Raw genomic sequence first — 14,555 nt, 5'->3', positions numbered from 1 at the left:
TTCCCCGCTCTCCGGCCCTTCGGGGCACCCTCTCCCCGAAGGGAGAGGGCTGTGTACGGCCGCCTTACAGGGTCTTCAGGTACTCGAGCAACTGCCAGCGCTGTTCGTCGGTCAGCGACGCGCCGAATTCGTGACCGGTGTTGTGATTGCCGGGCTTGGCCGTGTCGAAGGTGAAGCTGTTGTCGTCCGCGCTCTGGTCCACGCCGACCTTGAGCGGCTCGAAGGAGTGCGTGCCCAGGCGGAAGGTCGCCGAACGCTGCGAGGCCGGGAGCAGCATCTCGTACAGGTTCGGGACCGAACCGTTGTGCATGTACGGCGCCGTCGCCCACACGCCGTCCAGCGGACGGGCCTTGTAAGCCAGGATGCTCTGGATCAGCTCAGCCAGAGCCTTGGTCGCCTTGGCATCGGCGTCTTTGGCGGCCTGCGTCGGCTCGGTCGTGAGGTTCGTCGCGGCAGCGGCTGAGGCCTGCTCGCTCGAAGGGGACGCCCGCTCCTTCAGCCTGCGCAGCAGGGCCTGGGCGGCTTCGTCAACGGGCTTGCCCTCGACCGGCTTGGTGAAGGCGCGGGTGTCCTTGACCAGCACGGATGGCTGCGGGGCGGAGGCTGAGGCGGCTCCGGTCTCCGTCCGCCACACCGGCGGATCGTCCCACGGGGTCGGGGTCCGCACGTCCTTGGCGCCCGTCCAGCTGGTGTCCAGCAGCAGCGAGGCGACCGTCCGGTCGTGGATGACCGTGCCGATCAGCGAACCGGTCACGGCGTTGGCCAGGACGTTGACGGCCAGATCCTCCTTCTTCAGCGCCGTGCCGATGATCGGCGGCATGACCACGCCCTCGATCGGGCCGGTCTTCAGGAAGCGGCAGGCGGCGTCCACCGCCATGGTCGGATCGGATTCGTAGGCGACGGAGATATGGCCAGCCTTGACGGCGGCGGGAACTCCCTTCGCCGGGTCGCAGATGGTCTTGGTGAAGACCTCGACCACCGTCTCCGGCCGCTTGTCCGCCCAATTGAACAGCGGGATCATCCGGATCGGCGTGTCGGTGACGGTCATGTCACGCGGCAGGACCTCATGACAGCTCTCGCAATTTTCCTTGTAGATCGACTCGCCGGCCGAAGCCGTGACGATGTCCACCTTGCCGGCGATCGAGTCCGGCCACACGGGCGAACGCAGCTCGCGCACCAGTTCTTCCATCCAGATCAGGTTTTTCGCCCGGATGGTGGAGTTGTAATAGTATTGATCCTTGCTGGGCGGTGCCTTCAGCGCGGCCTTGCCGAACACGCCCAGAACCTCTCCGGCGTTGCGGGCAAGCGCGGTCAGGCGATCGCCGTTCGGCACCGCGCCGTTCCACTGGGCCTTCGGCTGCTTGGAGGCGTCCCACAGGTAGGGGAAGCTGACCGGCGCGTTGGGGTGAGCGCTGTTGGACGGGATCTTCAGGTCGATGGCCCCGACCCGGTTGAAGATCATCTGGAATGCGTCGGTGCGCATCGGCCCCCACGGTGACGCCGGGGTGCTGTCGGCGACGAAGGTCGCGAAGTCCTTGTGGAAGGCGGCCAACTTCCGGTGCAGGTCCACCCGCTGCGCGTCGGTGGCATAGGGACCGAGAACGCGGCGGGAGAACACGTCGAAGGCGGCCGTGTTGCCCAACGTGTATTTCACCGCGTCCGAGATGCCGCTGATCAGGCCGTACAGGTCACCGGTGGTGGCCGAGCCGTCGATGCGCATGGTTTTGTCGCCGACGCGCCAGTCGCCGGTGTGGCAGGCCGCGCAGGTCAGGCCGATCCAGGCGGCGCCATCCTTCGGGTCGGTGTCCTTGATGAAGCCGACCGGCAGAACGCCGTCGCTCCAGCCACTCTTGCTCGCCGCCAGATAGCCGTAGCGCGCCAGATCCTGATGGAAATAGCTTTGCTCCAGCGGCGTGGTCAGCGACGAGTCCGGCAAGGCCATGAACCAGTCATGGGGCATGATCTGCGAACCCTGGGTGGTGCTGTAGTACCACTGGCGCTCGGCGTCGGTCCAGTTCTGGTCCAGGTACCAGTAGTCGCCGATCTTCTGCGGCAGGCTGACGGGAACGGGCCGCGGCGGCTCCGGCGGCCTTTCGGCGCAAGCGCCGAGCAGCACGGTCCCCGCCACGACGGTAAGAAGGCTGGCTTTCATCCCTTTCGCTCCTGAAGGATATCGGCGGCAGGCCGACGGAAATCGGTCAGAAGCTAGCCCGGATAACAACCAAAGGGATATTTAATCCAGAAACACTCTCCTTTCTGTTCTTATTTCGCCGAATGCGCCGCCTTCTGGGAGGTGAAATCCAGAACTGCACCTACAAATGGATGATCATGAAGCCGAATCGCGCAGCGCGCGCGAATCGGCCTTTCGCCCCCGCCGCGGATCACCCTCGCCGCAGGTCCAGCGTCATCGGAAACTGCGGGTTGCGCTCCTCCGCTGGGGTATCCATAGGGCCGGGGGTGTGGCCGAAGGGGAAGAAGCGGGCGAGGCGCCGCCCCTCCGCCTCGTTGGCGTTGACCGGGAAGGTGTCGTAGCTGCGCCCGCCAGGATGCATGACGTGGTAGGTGCAGCCGCCGATGGAGCGGCCCGCCCACTGGTCCAGGATGTCGAAGACCAGCGGCGTGTGCACCGGGATGGTCGGGTGCAGGCAGGAGGGCGGTTGCCACGCCCGGTACCGCACGCCGGCCACGAATTCGCCCTCCGTCCCGGTGGGAATCAGCGGCACGCGGCGGCCGTTGCAGGTGATGGCGTAGCGCGCGTCGGTCAGGCCGGCGACCCGCACCTGCACCCGCTCGACCGAGCTGTCGACGTAGCGCACGGTGCCGCCGCCGCCCGGCTCCTCGCCCAGGACGTTCCAGGGCTCCAGCGCCATGCGCAGTTCCAGCGCGATGCCGCGCTGGTTGACATGGCCGTAGACCGGGAAGCGGAAGTTCATGTGCGGGTCGAACCAGCGCTCCTCGATGGGATAGCCGTGGTCGCGCAGGTCGGCGATGACGTCCGCCAGATCCTGCTGCACGAAGTACGGCAGCATGAAGCGGTCGTGCAGTTCCGTCCCCCAGCGCACCAGCTTGCCCTTGTAGGGCGTCTTCCAGAAGCGCGCGACCAGGGCGCGCAGCAGAAGTTGCTGGGTCAGGCTCATCTCGGCGTGCGGCGGCATCTCGAAGGCGCGGAACTCGACCAGCCCGAGCCGCCCGGTCGCGCTGTCAGGCGAATAGAGCTTGTCGATGCAGAACTCCGCCCGGTGGGTGTTGCCCTGCACGTCGGTCAGCAGGTTGCGCAGCACGCGGTCGACCATCCAGGGCGGGCAATCGCCCGCGGCGGCGGCCTTGTCGATCTGGTTGAAGGCGATCTCCAGCTCGTAGAGCGCGTCGTCGCGGGCCTCGTCCACGCGCGGCGCCTGGCTGGTCGGGCCGATGAACATGCCGGAGAAGGCGTAGGACAGGGACGGGTGGTTCTGCCAGAAGGCGATCAGGCTGCGCAGCATGTCGGGCCGCCGCAGGAAGGGGCTGTCCGCCGCGGTGGCGCCGCCCATCACCACATGGTTGCCGCCGCCGGTGCCGCAGTGGCGCCCGTCGATCATGAACTTCTCGGCGCCCAGCCGCGACTGGCGGGCATCCTCGTAAAGTTCCAGCGTGTTGCGGACCAACTCGTCCCAACTGTGGGCGGGGTGGATGTTCACCTCGATCACGCCGGGGTCGGGCGTGACGGCCAGCGAGTTCAGGCGCGGGTCTTTCGGCGGCTGGTAGCCCTCGATCACCACCGGCATGTCCAGTTCGAGCGCCGTCGCCTCGATCTCCGCCAGCATCGCCAGATAGTCCTCCAGCGTGTTCATCGGCGGCAGGAAGAGGTGGATGCGCCCGTTGCGCGCCTCGCAGGTCAGGGCGGTGCGCACCACCCACCACGCGGATTTGCCATGCTCCGGCATCTCGCTGCGCACCTCGGCCATGGCGCGCTGGACGCGCTCGCTCCGCCGAGGATCGTCCTGGCGTCCCGCCTCCTCGCGCATGGCGTGCTGGCGCAGCGGCACCCGGTTCGGCGGCAGAGGCGCCCGCTCCTCGAACGGGTCGGTCTCCCAGGAATAAGGATAGTCCTGCGGCGACACCCAGGGCAGCGAGCCGAGCGGCAGGCGGAAGCCGACCGGGCTGTCGCCCGGCATCAGCAGCAGCCGTTCCTGGCGCAGCGGCCACGCGCTGGACAGCCACACCGGCCCCTGCTGGGTCATCTTGCGGTTGATCGGCAGGGCGAAGCCGACCGGCTCGTTCAGGCCGCGGGTGAAGACGTGGGCGAGGCGCGCGCGCTCCTCCTTGTCCTCCAGCTTGCTGTCCAGCGGATCGACGTTGACCGGCAGAAGCGATTCGCGGCGCAGGTAGTGCCAGGGGTCCTCATAGGCCGCCAGCACCAGCGCCGGGTCCAGCCCCAGCTTTTTGGCCAGCGTGACCAGGAAGGCGCCGGCATCCTCCGCGGTGTGGCCGTAATCGGTGTCCTCGCGGGCCAGCAGGTCGCTGTTCGCCCACAGCGCCTCGCCGTCGCGGCGCCAGTAAACGGTCATCGCCCAGCGCGGCAGCGATTCGCCGGGATACCATTTGCCCTGGCCGAAATGCAGCAACCCGCCCGGCGCGAAGCGCTTGGCCAGCCGGTGCACGAGGTCGGCGGCCATCTTGCGCTTGTTGGGCCCGAGCGCCGTGGTGTTCCACTCCGCCCCGTCCATGTCGTCGATGGACACGAAGGTCGGCTCGCCGCCCATGGTCAGGCGCACGTCGCCGGCGGTCAGCTCCTCGTCGATGCGGTGGCCCAGCGCTTCGATCCCCGCCCATTGCCGGGGAGTGTAGGGCTTGGTGACGCGCGGCGCCTCGTAGATGCGGGTGACCGACATCTCGTGCCCAAACTCCACCTCGCACTCGTCGATGAGTCCGGAGATCGGGGCGGCGGACGAGGCGTCCGGCGTGCAGGCCAGCGGGATGTGCCCTTCGCCGGCCAGCAGGCCGGAGGTGGGATCGAGGCCGACCCAGCCGGCGCCGGGCAGGAACACCTCGGTCCAGGCGTGCAGGTCGGTGAAGTCCTCTTCCGGACCGGATGGGCCGTCGAGCGCCTTCTGGTCGGCGGTGAGCTGGATCAGGTAGCCGGAGACGAAGCGCGCGGCCAGACCGAGGTTGCGCAGGATCTGCACCAGCAGCCACGCCGAATCGCGGCAGGAGCCGGTCCGCTTGCCCAGCGTCTCCTCGCAGGTCTGGATGCCCGGCTCGAGGCGGATGACGTAGCCGATGTCCGTCTGGAGCCGCTGGTTGATGTCCACCAGGAAGTTGATGGACGCCGCCGGCTCCCGCGAAATGCCGGTCAGGTAGTCGGCCAGCAGCGGCCCCGGCTCCTCCACCTCCAGATAGGGGCGCAGCTCGCGCTCCAGCCAGGGTTCGTAGGCGAAGGGGATGGTCTGGGCCTTCTCCTCCAGGAAGAAGTCGAAGGGGTTGATCGCCGCGATCTCCGCGACGAGATCGACCTCGATCACGAATTCGCGGGTCTTTTCCGGGAAGACGAAGCGGGCCTGGTAGTTGGACTGCGGGTCCTGCTGCCAGTTCAGGAAATGATGCTTCGGGGTGACGCGCAGCGAATAGCTGAGGATCGGGGTGCGGCAGTGGGGGGCCGGGCGGAGCCGGACGATCTGTGGTCCCAGATTGACCAATCGGTCGTAACGGTAGACGGTCTTGTGGTTGAGAGCGACGTGGATCGCCATGAAGTTCCACCCGTTGTCTGCGCTGGCCGGTCCCCTGCGGCTCTCCGCCGCACGGACGAGGGCATAGTACCATCGAAGAGTTCGCGCAGACCAGAGCGCCTTCGCAATCGCGGCACGAACTGGTTGCACAAAAAACAAGCAGATGCATATTGGACCGGTTGCGCCTTTCATCGACGCCCCGACCGCTTTATAAAGACCCATCTCTGTCCGCGGGCCTCGCCCGCCGGGCGGGAGCGACGCAGGCAGAGTGTGCATTGGGAATGGCGACGCTGGCGGGCCTGTCTGTGGGTGGCGGTGTTCCGGCGGGCGATGGAGCGCCCGGCGGTGCCACGCGTGGTGTCGTCACGGGCAAATATTTCAATTTCAACCCTCTGCCGCCTCCGCCCGACGTGCTCGGCAACCCGCTGGTCGTCGGCAATCTGCCGACCCACAAGGCGCCGAAGGAAACTTGGCGCAGTCGGTGGCAGCGCCGCCTGGCGCGTTTCCACATCGGCAAGCAATCGGCGCAGGTGAAGCGGCGCTGGAAGATCCAGGACACCATCTCCTCGGTGATCGCCTCGGTGTCGCCGGCGGCGACCCTTCTGGGTGAGCGACGGGTGCCGGAAAAACGCCAAGCATCGAGCGCTCCGGTCATCGTGGTCAGGCACCCCTATCATCTCCGCCATGTCTTTGAACTGATTCTGCAGACATCGGACGACCTCGCGGCGGAGCGCCGGTTCCTCGAATTGCTGATGGGGCGCGTTCTGCGCCGGTATGGGGAGCAGCTCGCGCAAATCCGCGGCTCCGCTTTTTCCTTCGAGAACGAGGCGCGGGAGTATTTTTTTGCAGGGTTCAAGCTGGAGCGCCAGATCAAGAAATACACAAGTCCCGACGAGCGCTTTGCCGCGCTGCAATCAATTTATGTCAATTATTTCCATGGGCGGAACTACTACCTTTACGCGCTGCTGCGCCGGGAGAAGATGGCGCCGGACAACAAGCTGTTCATGCTGAATTCCCGTGCCGTCTATTTCATGGCGCGGATCGGCTGGAACGGGGAACTGCTGGACAAGCCCAACCCGCGCTCCCTGCCCAGCCGGGAGGACATCTTTTTCCTTGTTCAGCGTGACAAGACGGTCCTGACGCGCTATCGCAGCGATCAGGATTTCCAACGGCAGGTGAAGGCCGTCCTGGAAGCGTTTCCGGCGTAAGGGATTTTGTGCGATGCGGGCAGCGATTCTTCTGGCGGGCATGCTGGTGGCCGGCACGGCCATGGCGGCGGACACCAGCGGGGAGGCCGCCAAGCCCGCGGACTGCGCCGGGGAGACTCCGCTGGCACTGCTGCTGTGCCGCGACGCGTCTCTGGAGGCCTTCGCCGACAAGCTCGATTCGGCGCTGCGGGCGCTGACCGAAGAGGCCGGGAAGGTGGGTGAGGAGGCGGTAGCCGCCGGCCAGCGCGCCTGGGTTCAGCGGCGGGACGCCGCCTGCCCGGTCGCGGAAGCCGATCTGGCCGACCCGAAGAAGGGCAGGGAGCGGGCCGGGTGTCTGGTACGCCAGATGGCCGAGCGCACCAAGGCGCTGGAAGCGGAACTGGCCGCCCGCCGCGCTCCGGTGGCCGACGAACCGCTGACCGTTTCCGCGTCCGCCCCGCAGCGCCCGGCTCCAACCAGTCTTCAGGGCCAAGCGAAGCCTGCCTCGGCGAAGCGCATGGTGGGCGTGCCGGCTCTGACCGGCCGTTGGGCCAAGGCCGATCCGGCCACCCGGACGCCGATCGACGATTGCCGGACCTCCTACCTGGAGATCACCGGCGACGGCGCCTTCGGCCTGCATGACCCGCGCATTGCCGCTTTTCCGCTGGAAGGACCACTGGCACCCGGCGAGGGCGACGTGGCGGAGGGCCTGTCCTTCGGCGGGGAGGAGGGGTTGCCGGAGGGCACGCTGCGCCTGGACGCCGCCGACGTGCCGAGATTCGACCGCCTGTTCGTGACGCTGGATCAACCGGCCTTCGGCGCCACCTTCGTCCGCTGCCGCTGACGCCGGTCTCTGGGTCTCAACGGGCGAGCGTTCCCAGGCGCAAGCGCATGGTGCCGCTCAGTTCTTCGCCCGGTTCGAGACGGCGCAGGCCGGTGTCGGTTTGCTCGGGGTGGTTGACCGCGTCGGTCATGTGGGATACCGGCTCGACGCAGAGATAGCCCTCGCCCGGCGGGGCATAGACGATGAGATGGCCGAACGGTCCTTCGGTCTCGATCGACAATCGACGGTCGAGCGTCGGCCAGTCCAGCGCCGCCGCCCCGTCCCAGCCGGTGAAGCCGTTGTCGAGAACGGTCCGGTCCATGACGATTCCGTCGGCAAAGGCCCAGCGGGATGGCACCGCGACGCGCTCCACCGGAAGGATGGTCGGCCCGTTCAGCCAGACGCCGTCGACCCGCGCGGTCAGGCGGGTGCCCGGCGGCTTCGGGAAATAGGGGTGCAGCCCAATTCCGGCGGGCATCGGCGTGTCGTCCTCGTTGACGAGGGAAAGGGTCAGGCTGGCCCCATCCTCCTCCAACACCACCGTCTGCGTCGCGCGGTAACGCCAGGGCCAAGCGTCGGCAGCGTGCCGGAAAACCATGCGCACGGCCGAGGCGCTGGCGTCCTCGACCGTCCAGGAGGCGCGCCAGCCATGGCCGTGGATGACGTGCGGATTGCCGTCGCCGTCGAGTGGGAGCCGCACCTGTCGCCCGTCGTAGCTGAATTGCCCCCCACCGATGCGGTTGGAGAAGGGCACAAGCGGGAAGCAGCCCATGTCGTTGGCCGAGCCGTGGCGCAACGCCCAGTCGGAAGCCGGACGCAAGAGGTCGATCGTTCCGTCCGCGCCGTGCCAGGCGAGGCGCGCCACGACGCCGCCGCGCTGTGGGCACAGCGTGCATTCCAGGGATCCGTTCGCAGCGCTGCGATTCAGCGTAAGGGTGTGGGCACCGATTCCCTGGTCCAACTCGACCTGCTCCATCCGGATCTCCTGCCGGCGGTGGTTGGGCGCCGGTATCGGTTCGGGTATCGCACAGCCCGCAGGGGAAGGGAAGGGCAGGGCTGCGCGCAAAAGTGTGCGGCGGGCCAAGCCCTATGGCCCCTTGCAACACCTTTGCGCAAACATTCTCCTCCGCCGTCGCGCAACCGGGCCGTTCGGCCAAGTCGGTCCGCGTATACCGGCTGTTTACCGGATCGCGTGGATGATGACCGACCGTTCACGCCATCCGCCGCCGCGCCGATCCTGACCAAAGGCCGCCCGTGTCAATGCCCGCCTCCAGGACGCCCGCTTCCGCCGGGGCGGCCGGCCCCGCCGGCACGCTCGACGAGGCGGTGCTGTGCCAGACGCTCGCCGATCACCATGACGGGCCGGCGCGGATGGTCATCGGCATCGCCCTGCGTCCGCATCTCGACAGCCTCGTGCTGACCCCGACGGAGCTGATCCACAGCAGCCGGCATCTGAAGGCGCTCCAGTCCAAGGCCACGCTGATGGAGTCCGCCCTGGGCCGGGTCGCCACGGTGCAGGCACGCCTCCCCGGCCAGGATGCCAAGGCCCGCCGCCGTGCGCTGGACCACGCACTTTTCGAGACCATGGCGAAGGCTCGCGCCGCCCAGCTCGCCTTCACCGGGCTGGGGCGGGGACGTTCCCTCATCGACCTCGTCCTGCGCAGCGCACCGGGAAAATCGCCGACCGGCGACGCTGGATTCGATTTGCGCGCAGCGGTTTGCCTGGAGCTTGAGGACTGCCGGACCTGGTCGTCGAAGCTCGACGCTCTGATCCAGCTGTTTCCGGCGGAGCGGCAGGACGCCTTGTCCACCGCTCTGGACGAGGTGATCGGCGACGTGCTGGCCTCGCCCGCCGCGACGCAGGAGCTGTTCGGAAACACGCCGGCCGGCGGGTCGCCGCTGGTGAGGCTGTGCGATCTTCTGTTCGGGCGCGTGCCGATGGAGGCGTCCGGGCCGAATCGGCTGGGCGTTCTCAACGGCCTGTTCCGCCAGGGGCGCTTGCCTGCCGCCCGCGACATGGTGCTGGAGCGCATCCGGCGCCAGTTGCGCGCTCCACAGCCGCTCGGGCGCGGCACGGCGGAGCAGGAAGCCGCTCTGCTGCGTGCGCTGATGGGGCATCTGCTGTCCCCGGCTGGACTGACCGGCGGGTCCGCCATGGCCGATGCCTTGACCATCCGCTATTCCCGTCGGTTGGAACAGGGCGGGGCGAGCGCCTACCGGCGTTCCCTCGTGGGTCTCAGCGAAACGCAACCGGACCTGATCTGCCGGATCCATTATCTGACCGCCATCTCCGCGGTGCCCGCCGCGGAGCGGCACATGGGCGAAATCGTGGACGCGCTGGACGCCGCGCTGAAGAACGAGCTGCTGGTGGAGAACATGGTGCTCCAGACGCCCGATACGGCGCTGGTGCGGCAGGCCCTGACCGGGGCGGTGGAGGCCGTCCGAGGCTCGGCCATGGCAGAGTATGACCGGGAGCGGATCGCCGCCCGTGCGGCCTCTGTGGTCGACGAGTTTGCCCGGCGGGGCCGGCTCGTCCAGCGACTCCGTCAGACCGAACCGCTGCCGCGCCGCCGGATCATCCGTCTGGCGGAACTGGCCTGTTCCGGTCTGATCGCCGACGACGGGGCGCTTTCGGTCCTACGCCAGCACATTCTGGAGACGGTCCGCCAGCCGCAGTTCCAGGCCGAACTGGCCGGCTCTCAAGGCGACGACATCGCCCAGGCGGAGGTCCGCCGCCTGTACGAACTGCTCGACCGCTTGAGCCAGATGCAGTTGCCTTCGGCCAAGCCGTCGTCCCGGCGCGACCAGACGGCAGCGCGGTCCGCCTTCGAACCTTGCGGCGCGACGGCGCTGCCCACCGTCGTGGCTCCGCAGGTCCGCAGCATAGCCCTTCCGGTGAGCGCCGCCGCAGTGACGATGGAGGCGCCTTTGGCCGGCGCCGCCGCGTCGGGCCTGTGCCCGGCCTGCTTCGTGCCGAAGGCTCCGCGCGACGTGTGCCGGGATTGCGGCTACCCGGTCCGGGTGCCGAACCGCAACGGGGTCCATCTGCTTCCGGGAACGCGGCTGCTGGGCCGCTATCTGGTGGGCCGTGTCCTGGGGCAGGGGGGCTTCGGGGCAACCTATCTTGGTTGGGACGAACGGCTTCAGATCAAGGTCGCGGTGAAGGAGTTCTATCCGGCCAATCTGGTGTCCCGCGTCGTCGGATCGCCGGGGATCGCTCCCTTCTCCGACGAGCATGCGGAGAGCTTCTCCGCCGGGCTGGCGAAGTTCCTGGAGGAGGCGCGGATGCTCGCCCGCCTGCGGGAGGTCAAGGAGATCGTCAGCGTCCAGGACTTCTTCGAGGAGAACGAGACCGCCTACATCGTCATGGAGCTTCTCGACGGGCGGACCCTGAAGCGGCATGTCTCCGAAAATGGCGGACGGATCGCGGCGCGTCAGACGCTGACCCTGCTGTCACCGATCATCAAGGCGCTGCACGCCGTGCACGAGCAGGGTCTGATCCACCGCGACATCAGCCCCGACAATATTTTCCTCACCAGTTCCGGCGACCGCAAGCTGCTGGATTTCGGTGCCGCGCGCCACGCCGCGGGAAAGAGCGCCGACCTGACGGTGATCCTGAAGCCGGGCTACGCGCCGCCCGAACAATACGCGCCGGATGGCAAGCAGGGGCCTTGGACGGACGTCTACGCGCTGTGCGCCACCGCTTACTTCGTGCTGACCGGCAAGACACCGCCCGACGCCACCAGCCGCTTCATGAGTGACCGGGTGCCCCGTCTGGCCGAAGGCGGCGCCACAGTGCCGCCCGGGTTCGAGAAGGTCCTGTTGAGCGGCCTGTCGATGCGCTGGCAGGACCGTCCCCGCAGCATGCGGGATCTCCTGGTGGCGCTGACCGGGGCGATGAACGGGTCGTGACGACCCGGAGGAACGGCACGGGAAACGGGGCGGCGCGCGGTTTCACCGCCCCAATCACCTGAACAGGACCGCCGCGAACGGCGATCCTTTCCCCGGCGCCGTTACTTGGCGTCGGCGGCGACCTGCATCTTGACGATCTTGTCCGGGTCGCTGACCTGACCGTTGCGGGACTGGCTGCCCTTCTTGATCTTGTCGACGAATTCCATGCCTTCGACGACCTTGCCCCAGACGGTGTACTGCTTGTCCAGGAACGAGGCCGGGGCGAAGCAGATGAAGAACTGGCTGTCGGCGCTGTCCGGGTCCGGCGTGCGGGCCATCGACAGCGTGCCGCGGACGTGCGGCTCGTTGCTGAACTCGGCCTTCAGCTTCTTGCCGGAGCCGCCGGTGCCGGTGCCGGTCGGGTCGCCGGTCTGTGCCATGAAGCCGTCGATCACACGGTGGAAGACGACGCCGTTGTAGAAGCCCTGACGGGTCAGCTCCTTGATGCGGGCGACGTGGTTCGGTGCCAGGTCGGGGCGCAGTTCGATGACCACGCGGCCGTCCTTGAGGTCGAGATAGAGGGTGTTTTCCGGATCCAAGGCCTTGGCCTCCCCCTGAGCGAAGATGAATGTGGCGAACAGTGCCGCCATGAGAATGCGCGTCCACCGCAACATGCGAAACACTCCGATGTGCCGATTCCGCGGACGCGACCATAGGGGAAACCGGCGCCGATGCAAAGACGCCCTGCGGGGCTGCCTTCATCGAAGCCTTTCCGATCCGTTTCCGCCGCCGGCTCATCATTGTCCCAACGCTGCACGGTCGCGCCCCGGCCGCGATGGACGATAGACTGCCTTTCGGGTGTTCATACCCGAAAGAGACCGGCGGCGATTTCAAAGGCGAGGGGTGGGGCGTGCGGCAGCAAAGCGTGCGGCGGTTGAGACGATGGCTGGTGCTGGTGAAGCTGGTGCTGATCGGTGGTGCGGTCACCCTCGCCGTCCAGCACCGGACCGATCTGGCCGGCACCGCCGCCACGCAGGCGCTGCGCCGCGCCGGCTTCCCGGACGCCGCCGTGACGGTGACCGACCTGTCGGTGGAGCAGACCAGCGCCGTGGTCCGCCTGGACCGGCAGGGCACGGTCGCTGGAACGCTCACCATCCGTCATCCGACAGACGCCCTTCGGGAGGGGCGAATCGAACGCCTCGATCTTGCGGACGTGCGCCTGAGGCTGGACGTGGCCAAGGACGGTGCCCTGCGCGTCGCCGGCTATCCATTGGCCGGTTCCGCCGGGGCGGGAAGCAACGGCGGCGCGGCGGGCGGTGGCGCCTTCGCGATTCCCATCGACACCATCCGGCTCGGCGATGCCGCGGTCACGCTGGCGACACCGCGGGGCACGGCCGGCGGGACGCTGCGCCTGACCATGGCCCGCGACGGCGCGATTCACCGCGGGCAGGCGACGCTGAACGCACCGGCCAAGGGGTTGCCGGCCCTGACCCACTGGACCGGTGCCGGGACCATCGCCGAGACGGTGGGCACCCTGACGGCCAAGGTCCGCTTCACCTGGGATGGTTCGGCCTTGAAAGCCCAGGGCGACCTGCTGCTCGCCGATCTCGCCGGACAGTTCGGGCCGGTCTCGGCCAGCGGGATCAACGGGGTGGTCTCCCTTCCCAGCCTGTTCCCCCCTGTGATCGCGCCCGGCCAGACGCTGGCGGTGAAGCTGCTCGATGTCGGGTTGCCGCTGACCGACGGCACCCTGCGCTTCGGCTATGGGGCGAAGGGCCGGCTGAACGTGGAGCGCGCCGAATGGCAATGGGCCGGCGGCGTGCTGCGGGCCGACCCCTTCACCATCGACCCGGTGGCGCCGCGGGGAACGGTGACGCTGCGGGCGGAGCGCGTCCATCTCGGCCCCATGCTGGCGATGGTCGCCGTGGACGGGCTGGAGGCGAGCGGAACGGTGAGCGGGCGCCTGCCGGTGCGCATCGGCACCGATTCCGTCCATCTCGACGGTGGGCTGCTGGAGGCCGACGGTCCCGGCACGCTGCGCTACGATCCCGAAAACCCTCCGGGCTTTCTGAAGGGCGAGGAGGGCAGCCCGACGGCCCTGCTGATGGGGGCGCTGACCGACTTCCGCTACGACACGCTGACCGCCACCGTGGAGGGACAGGCGGGCGGAGAACTGGCGGTCGGCATCGCCATCCGCGGCTCCAACCCGGCATTCTACGATGGCTATCCGGTCGCGCTTAATCTTAAGGTGAGCGGCGCGCTCGACCGGATTCTGCGGCAGAGCCTCGACACCTACCGCATTCCCGAGACGGTGCGCGACCGCATGACGGAGTTCCAACGAAAGAATCCATGAGACACACGGTTCGAAGCCGGCGCGTCCTGACCGCCGCACTGATCGCCGGGATGGGTGCCGGAATGGGCGCCTGCACCCCGACCGTCAAGGTCGAGGCCCCCGACAAGCCCATCGAAATCAATCTGAACATCCGGATCGAACAGGAGGTCCGCGTGAAGGTCGAACGCGACCTGGAAAAGGCCATTGCGGACGATCCGGCGCTGTTCGGCCTGCCGCCGGCCCAGGACCCCTTGGGCGCCGCGAAGGGAGGGAAGAAGCCATGAAGCGCATGATTGCCGCCGCCGGACTGGTCCTGGCACTCGCCTTGTCGGGTCCCGTTCCGGCGCCGGCGCAGGACGCCCTGGGCGCCGCCAAGGCCGCCGGGCAGATCGGCGAGCGTCCGGATGGTCTGGTCGGGGCGGTCCCCGGCGCGCCGGCCACGGCGGCTCAGCTCGCCGAGCAGGTCAACGCCCAGCGCATAGCCCGCTACAGAGAGATCGCCGGCAGCAACGGCACCTCGGTGGATCAGGTCCAGGCCCTGGCCGGGAAGCAGCTGATCGAGCGGACCCCCGCCGGCCAGTATGTCCTTTCGGGCGGGCGCTGGGTCCGCAAGTAGG

Annotated in this window: 10 protein-coding genes; 6 read left to right on the top strand and 4 right to left on the bottom strand. The window is 68.2% G+C overall.

Annotated features, from left to right (window positions below; genetic code table 11):
* Window positions 1-64 precede the first annotated feature (64 nt).
* Together AC1DVI_RS04380 and AC1DVI_RS04375 are read right to left on the bottom strand one after the other, a co-directional pair.
* Window positions 65-2,152: a di-heme-cytochrome C peroxidase gene (locus AC1DVI_RS04380; protein WP_476956899.1), complete on the bottom strand. Its 2,088-nt coding sequence runs from the start codon at window positions 2,150-2,152 to the stop codon at window positions 65-67.
* Between the two features lie 229 nt (window positions 2,153-2,381).
* Window positions 2,382-5,726 carry a transglutaminase family protein gene (locus AC1DVI_RS04375; protein WP_476956898.1) on the bottom strand — a complete coding sequence of 1,115 codons (3,345 nt, stop codon included), beginning with the start codon at window positions 5,724-5,726 and terminating at the stop codon, window positions 2,382-2,384.
* A gap of 260 nt (window positions 5,727-5,986) precedes the next feature.
* Between AC1DVI_RS04375 and AC1DVI_RS04370 the strand changes: the two genes are divergently transcribed.
* Both AC1DVI_RS04370 and AC1DVI_RS04365 read left to right on the top strand, forming a co-directional pair.
* Window positions 5,987-6,913, top strand: coding sequence for a hypothetical protein (locus AC1DVI_RS04370; protein ID WP_476956897.1), 927 nt, complete (start codon window positions 5,987-5,989; stop codon window positions 6,911-6,913).
* Between the two features lie 13 nt (window positions 6,914-6,926).
* A complete protein-coding gene (locus AC1DVI_RS04365; RefSeq protein WP_476956896.1) occupies window positions 6,927-7,736 on the top strand; it encodes a lysozyme inhibitor LprI family protein in 810 nt (269 codons plus the stop codon).
* Window positions 7,737-7,752: 16 nt separating this feature from the next.
* Here the strand turns inward: AC1DVI_RS04365 and AC1DVI_RS04360 are convergent, their stop codons facing one another.
* Window positions 7,753-8,691 carry an aldose 1-epimerase gene (locus AC1DVI_RS04360; protein WP_476956895.1) on the bottom strand — a complete coding sequence of 313 codons (939 nt, stop codon included), beginning with the start codon at window positions 8,689-8,691 and terminating at the stop codon, window positions 7,753-7,755.
* A 284-nt stretch (window positions 8,692-8,975) separates the two neighbouring features.
* Between AC1DVI_RS04360 and AC1DVI_RS04355 the strand changes: the two genes are divergently transcribed.
* Window positions 8,976-11,627, top strand: a complete 2,652-nt coding sequence (locus tag AC1DVI_RS04355; RefSeq protein WP_476956894.1) for a serine/threonine-protein kinase — start codon at window positions 8,976-8,978, stop codon at window positions 11,625-11,627.
* Window positions 11,628-11,728: 101 nt separating this feature from the next.
* Here AC1DVI_RS04355 and AC1DVI_RS04350 read toward each other — a convergent pair whose 3' ends face one another.
* Window positions 11,729-12,256, bottom strand: coding sequence for a peptidylprolyl isomerase (locus tag AC1DVI_RS04350; RefSeq protein ID WP_051140648.1), 528 nt, complete (start codon window positions 12,254-12,256; stop codon window positions 11,729-11,731).
* A 260-nt stretch (window positions 12,257-12,516) separates the two neighbouring features.
* On the opposite strand from AC1DVI_RS04350, the gene AC1DVI_RS04345 reads away from it, so the two are divergent.
* The 3 genes from AC1DVI_RS04345 to AC1DVI_RS04335 are packed head-to-tail and all read left to right on the top strand — an operon-like array spanning window position 12,517 to window position 14,554.
* A complete protein-coding gene (locus AC1DVI_RS04345) occupies window positions 12,517-13,959 on the top strand; it encodes an intermembrane phospholipid transport YdbH family protein (protein WP_476956893.1) in 1,443 nt (480 codons plus the stop codon).
* Window positions 13,956-14,222 (top strand): YnbE family lipoprotein, encoded by a 267-nt coding sequence (locus tag AC1DVI_RS04340; protein WP_149164986.1) that lies wholly within the window; start codon window positions 13,956-13,958, stop codon window positions 14,220-14,222. The genes AC1DVI_RS04345 and AC1DVI_RS04340 overlap by 4 nt, the downstream gene beginning before the upstream one ends.
* Window positions 14,219-14,554 carry a YdbL family probable chaperone protein gene (locus AC1DVI_RS04335; protein ID WP_149164987.1) on the top strand — a complete coding sequence of 112 codons (336 nt, stop codon included), beginning with the start codon at window positions 14,219-14,221 and terminating at the stop codon, window positions 14,552-14,554. Before AC1DVI_RS04340 ends, AC1DVI_RS04335 begins: the two co-directional genes overlap by 4 nt.
* Window position 14,555 lies beyond the last annotated feature (1 nt).

It is taken from the genome of Azospirillum sp. P4_B5, from assembly GCF_056402275.1.
This window is presented reverse-complemented; position numbering and strand designations above follow the sequence as displayed.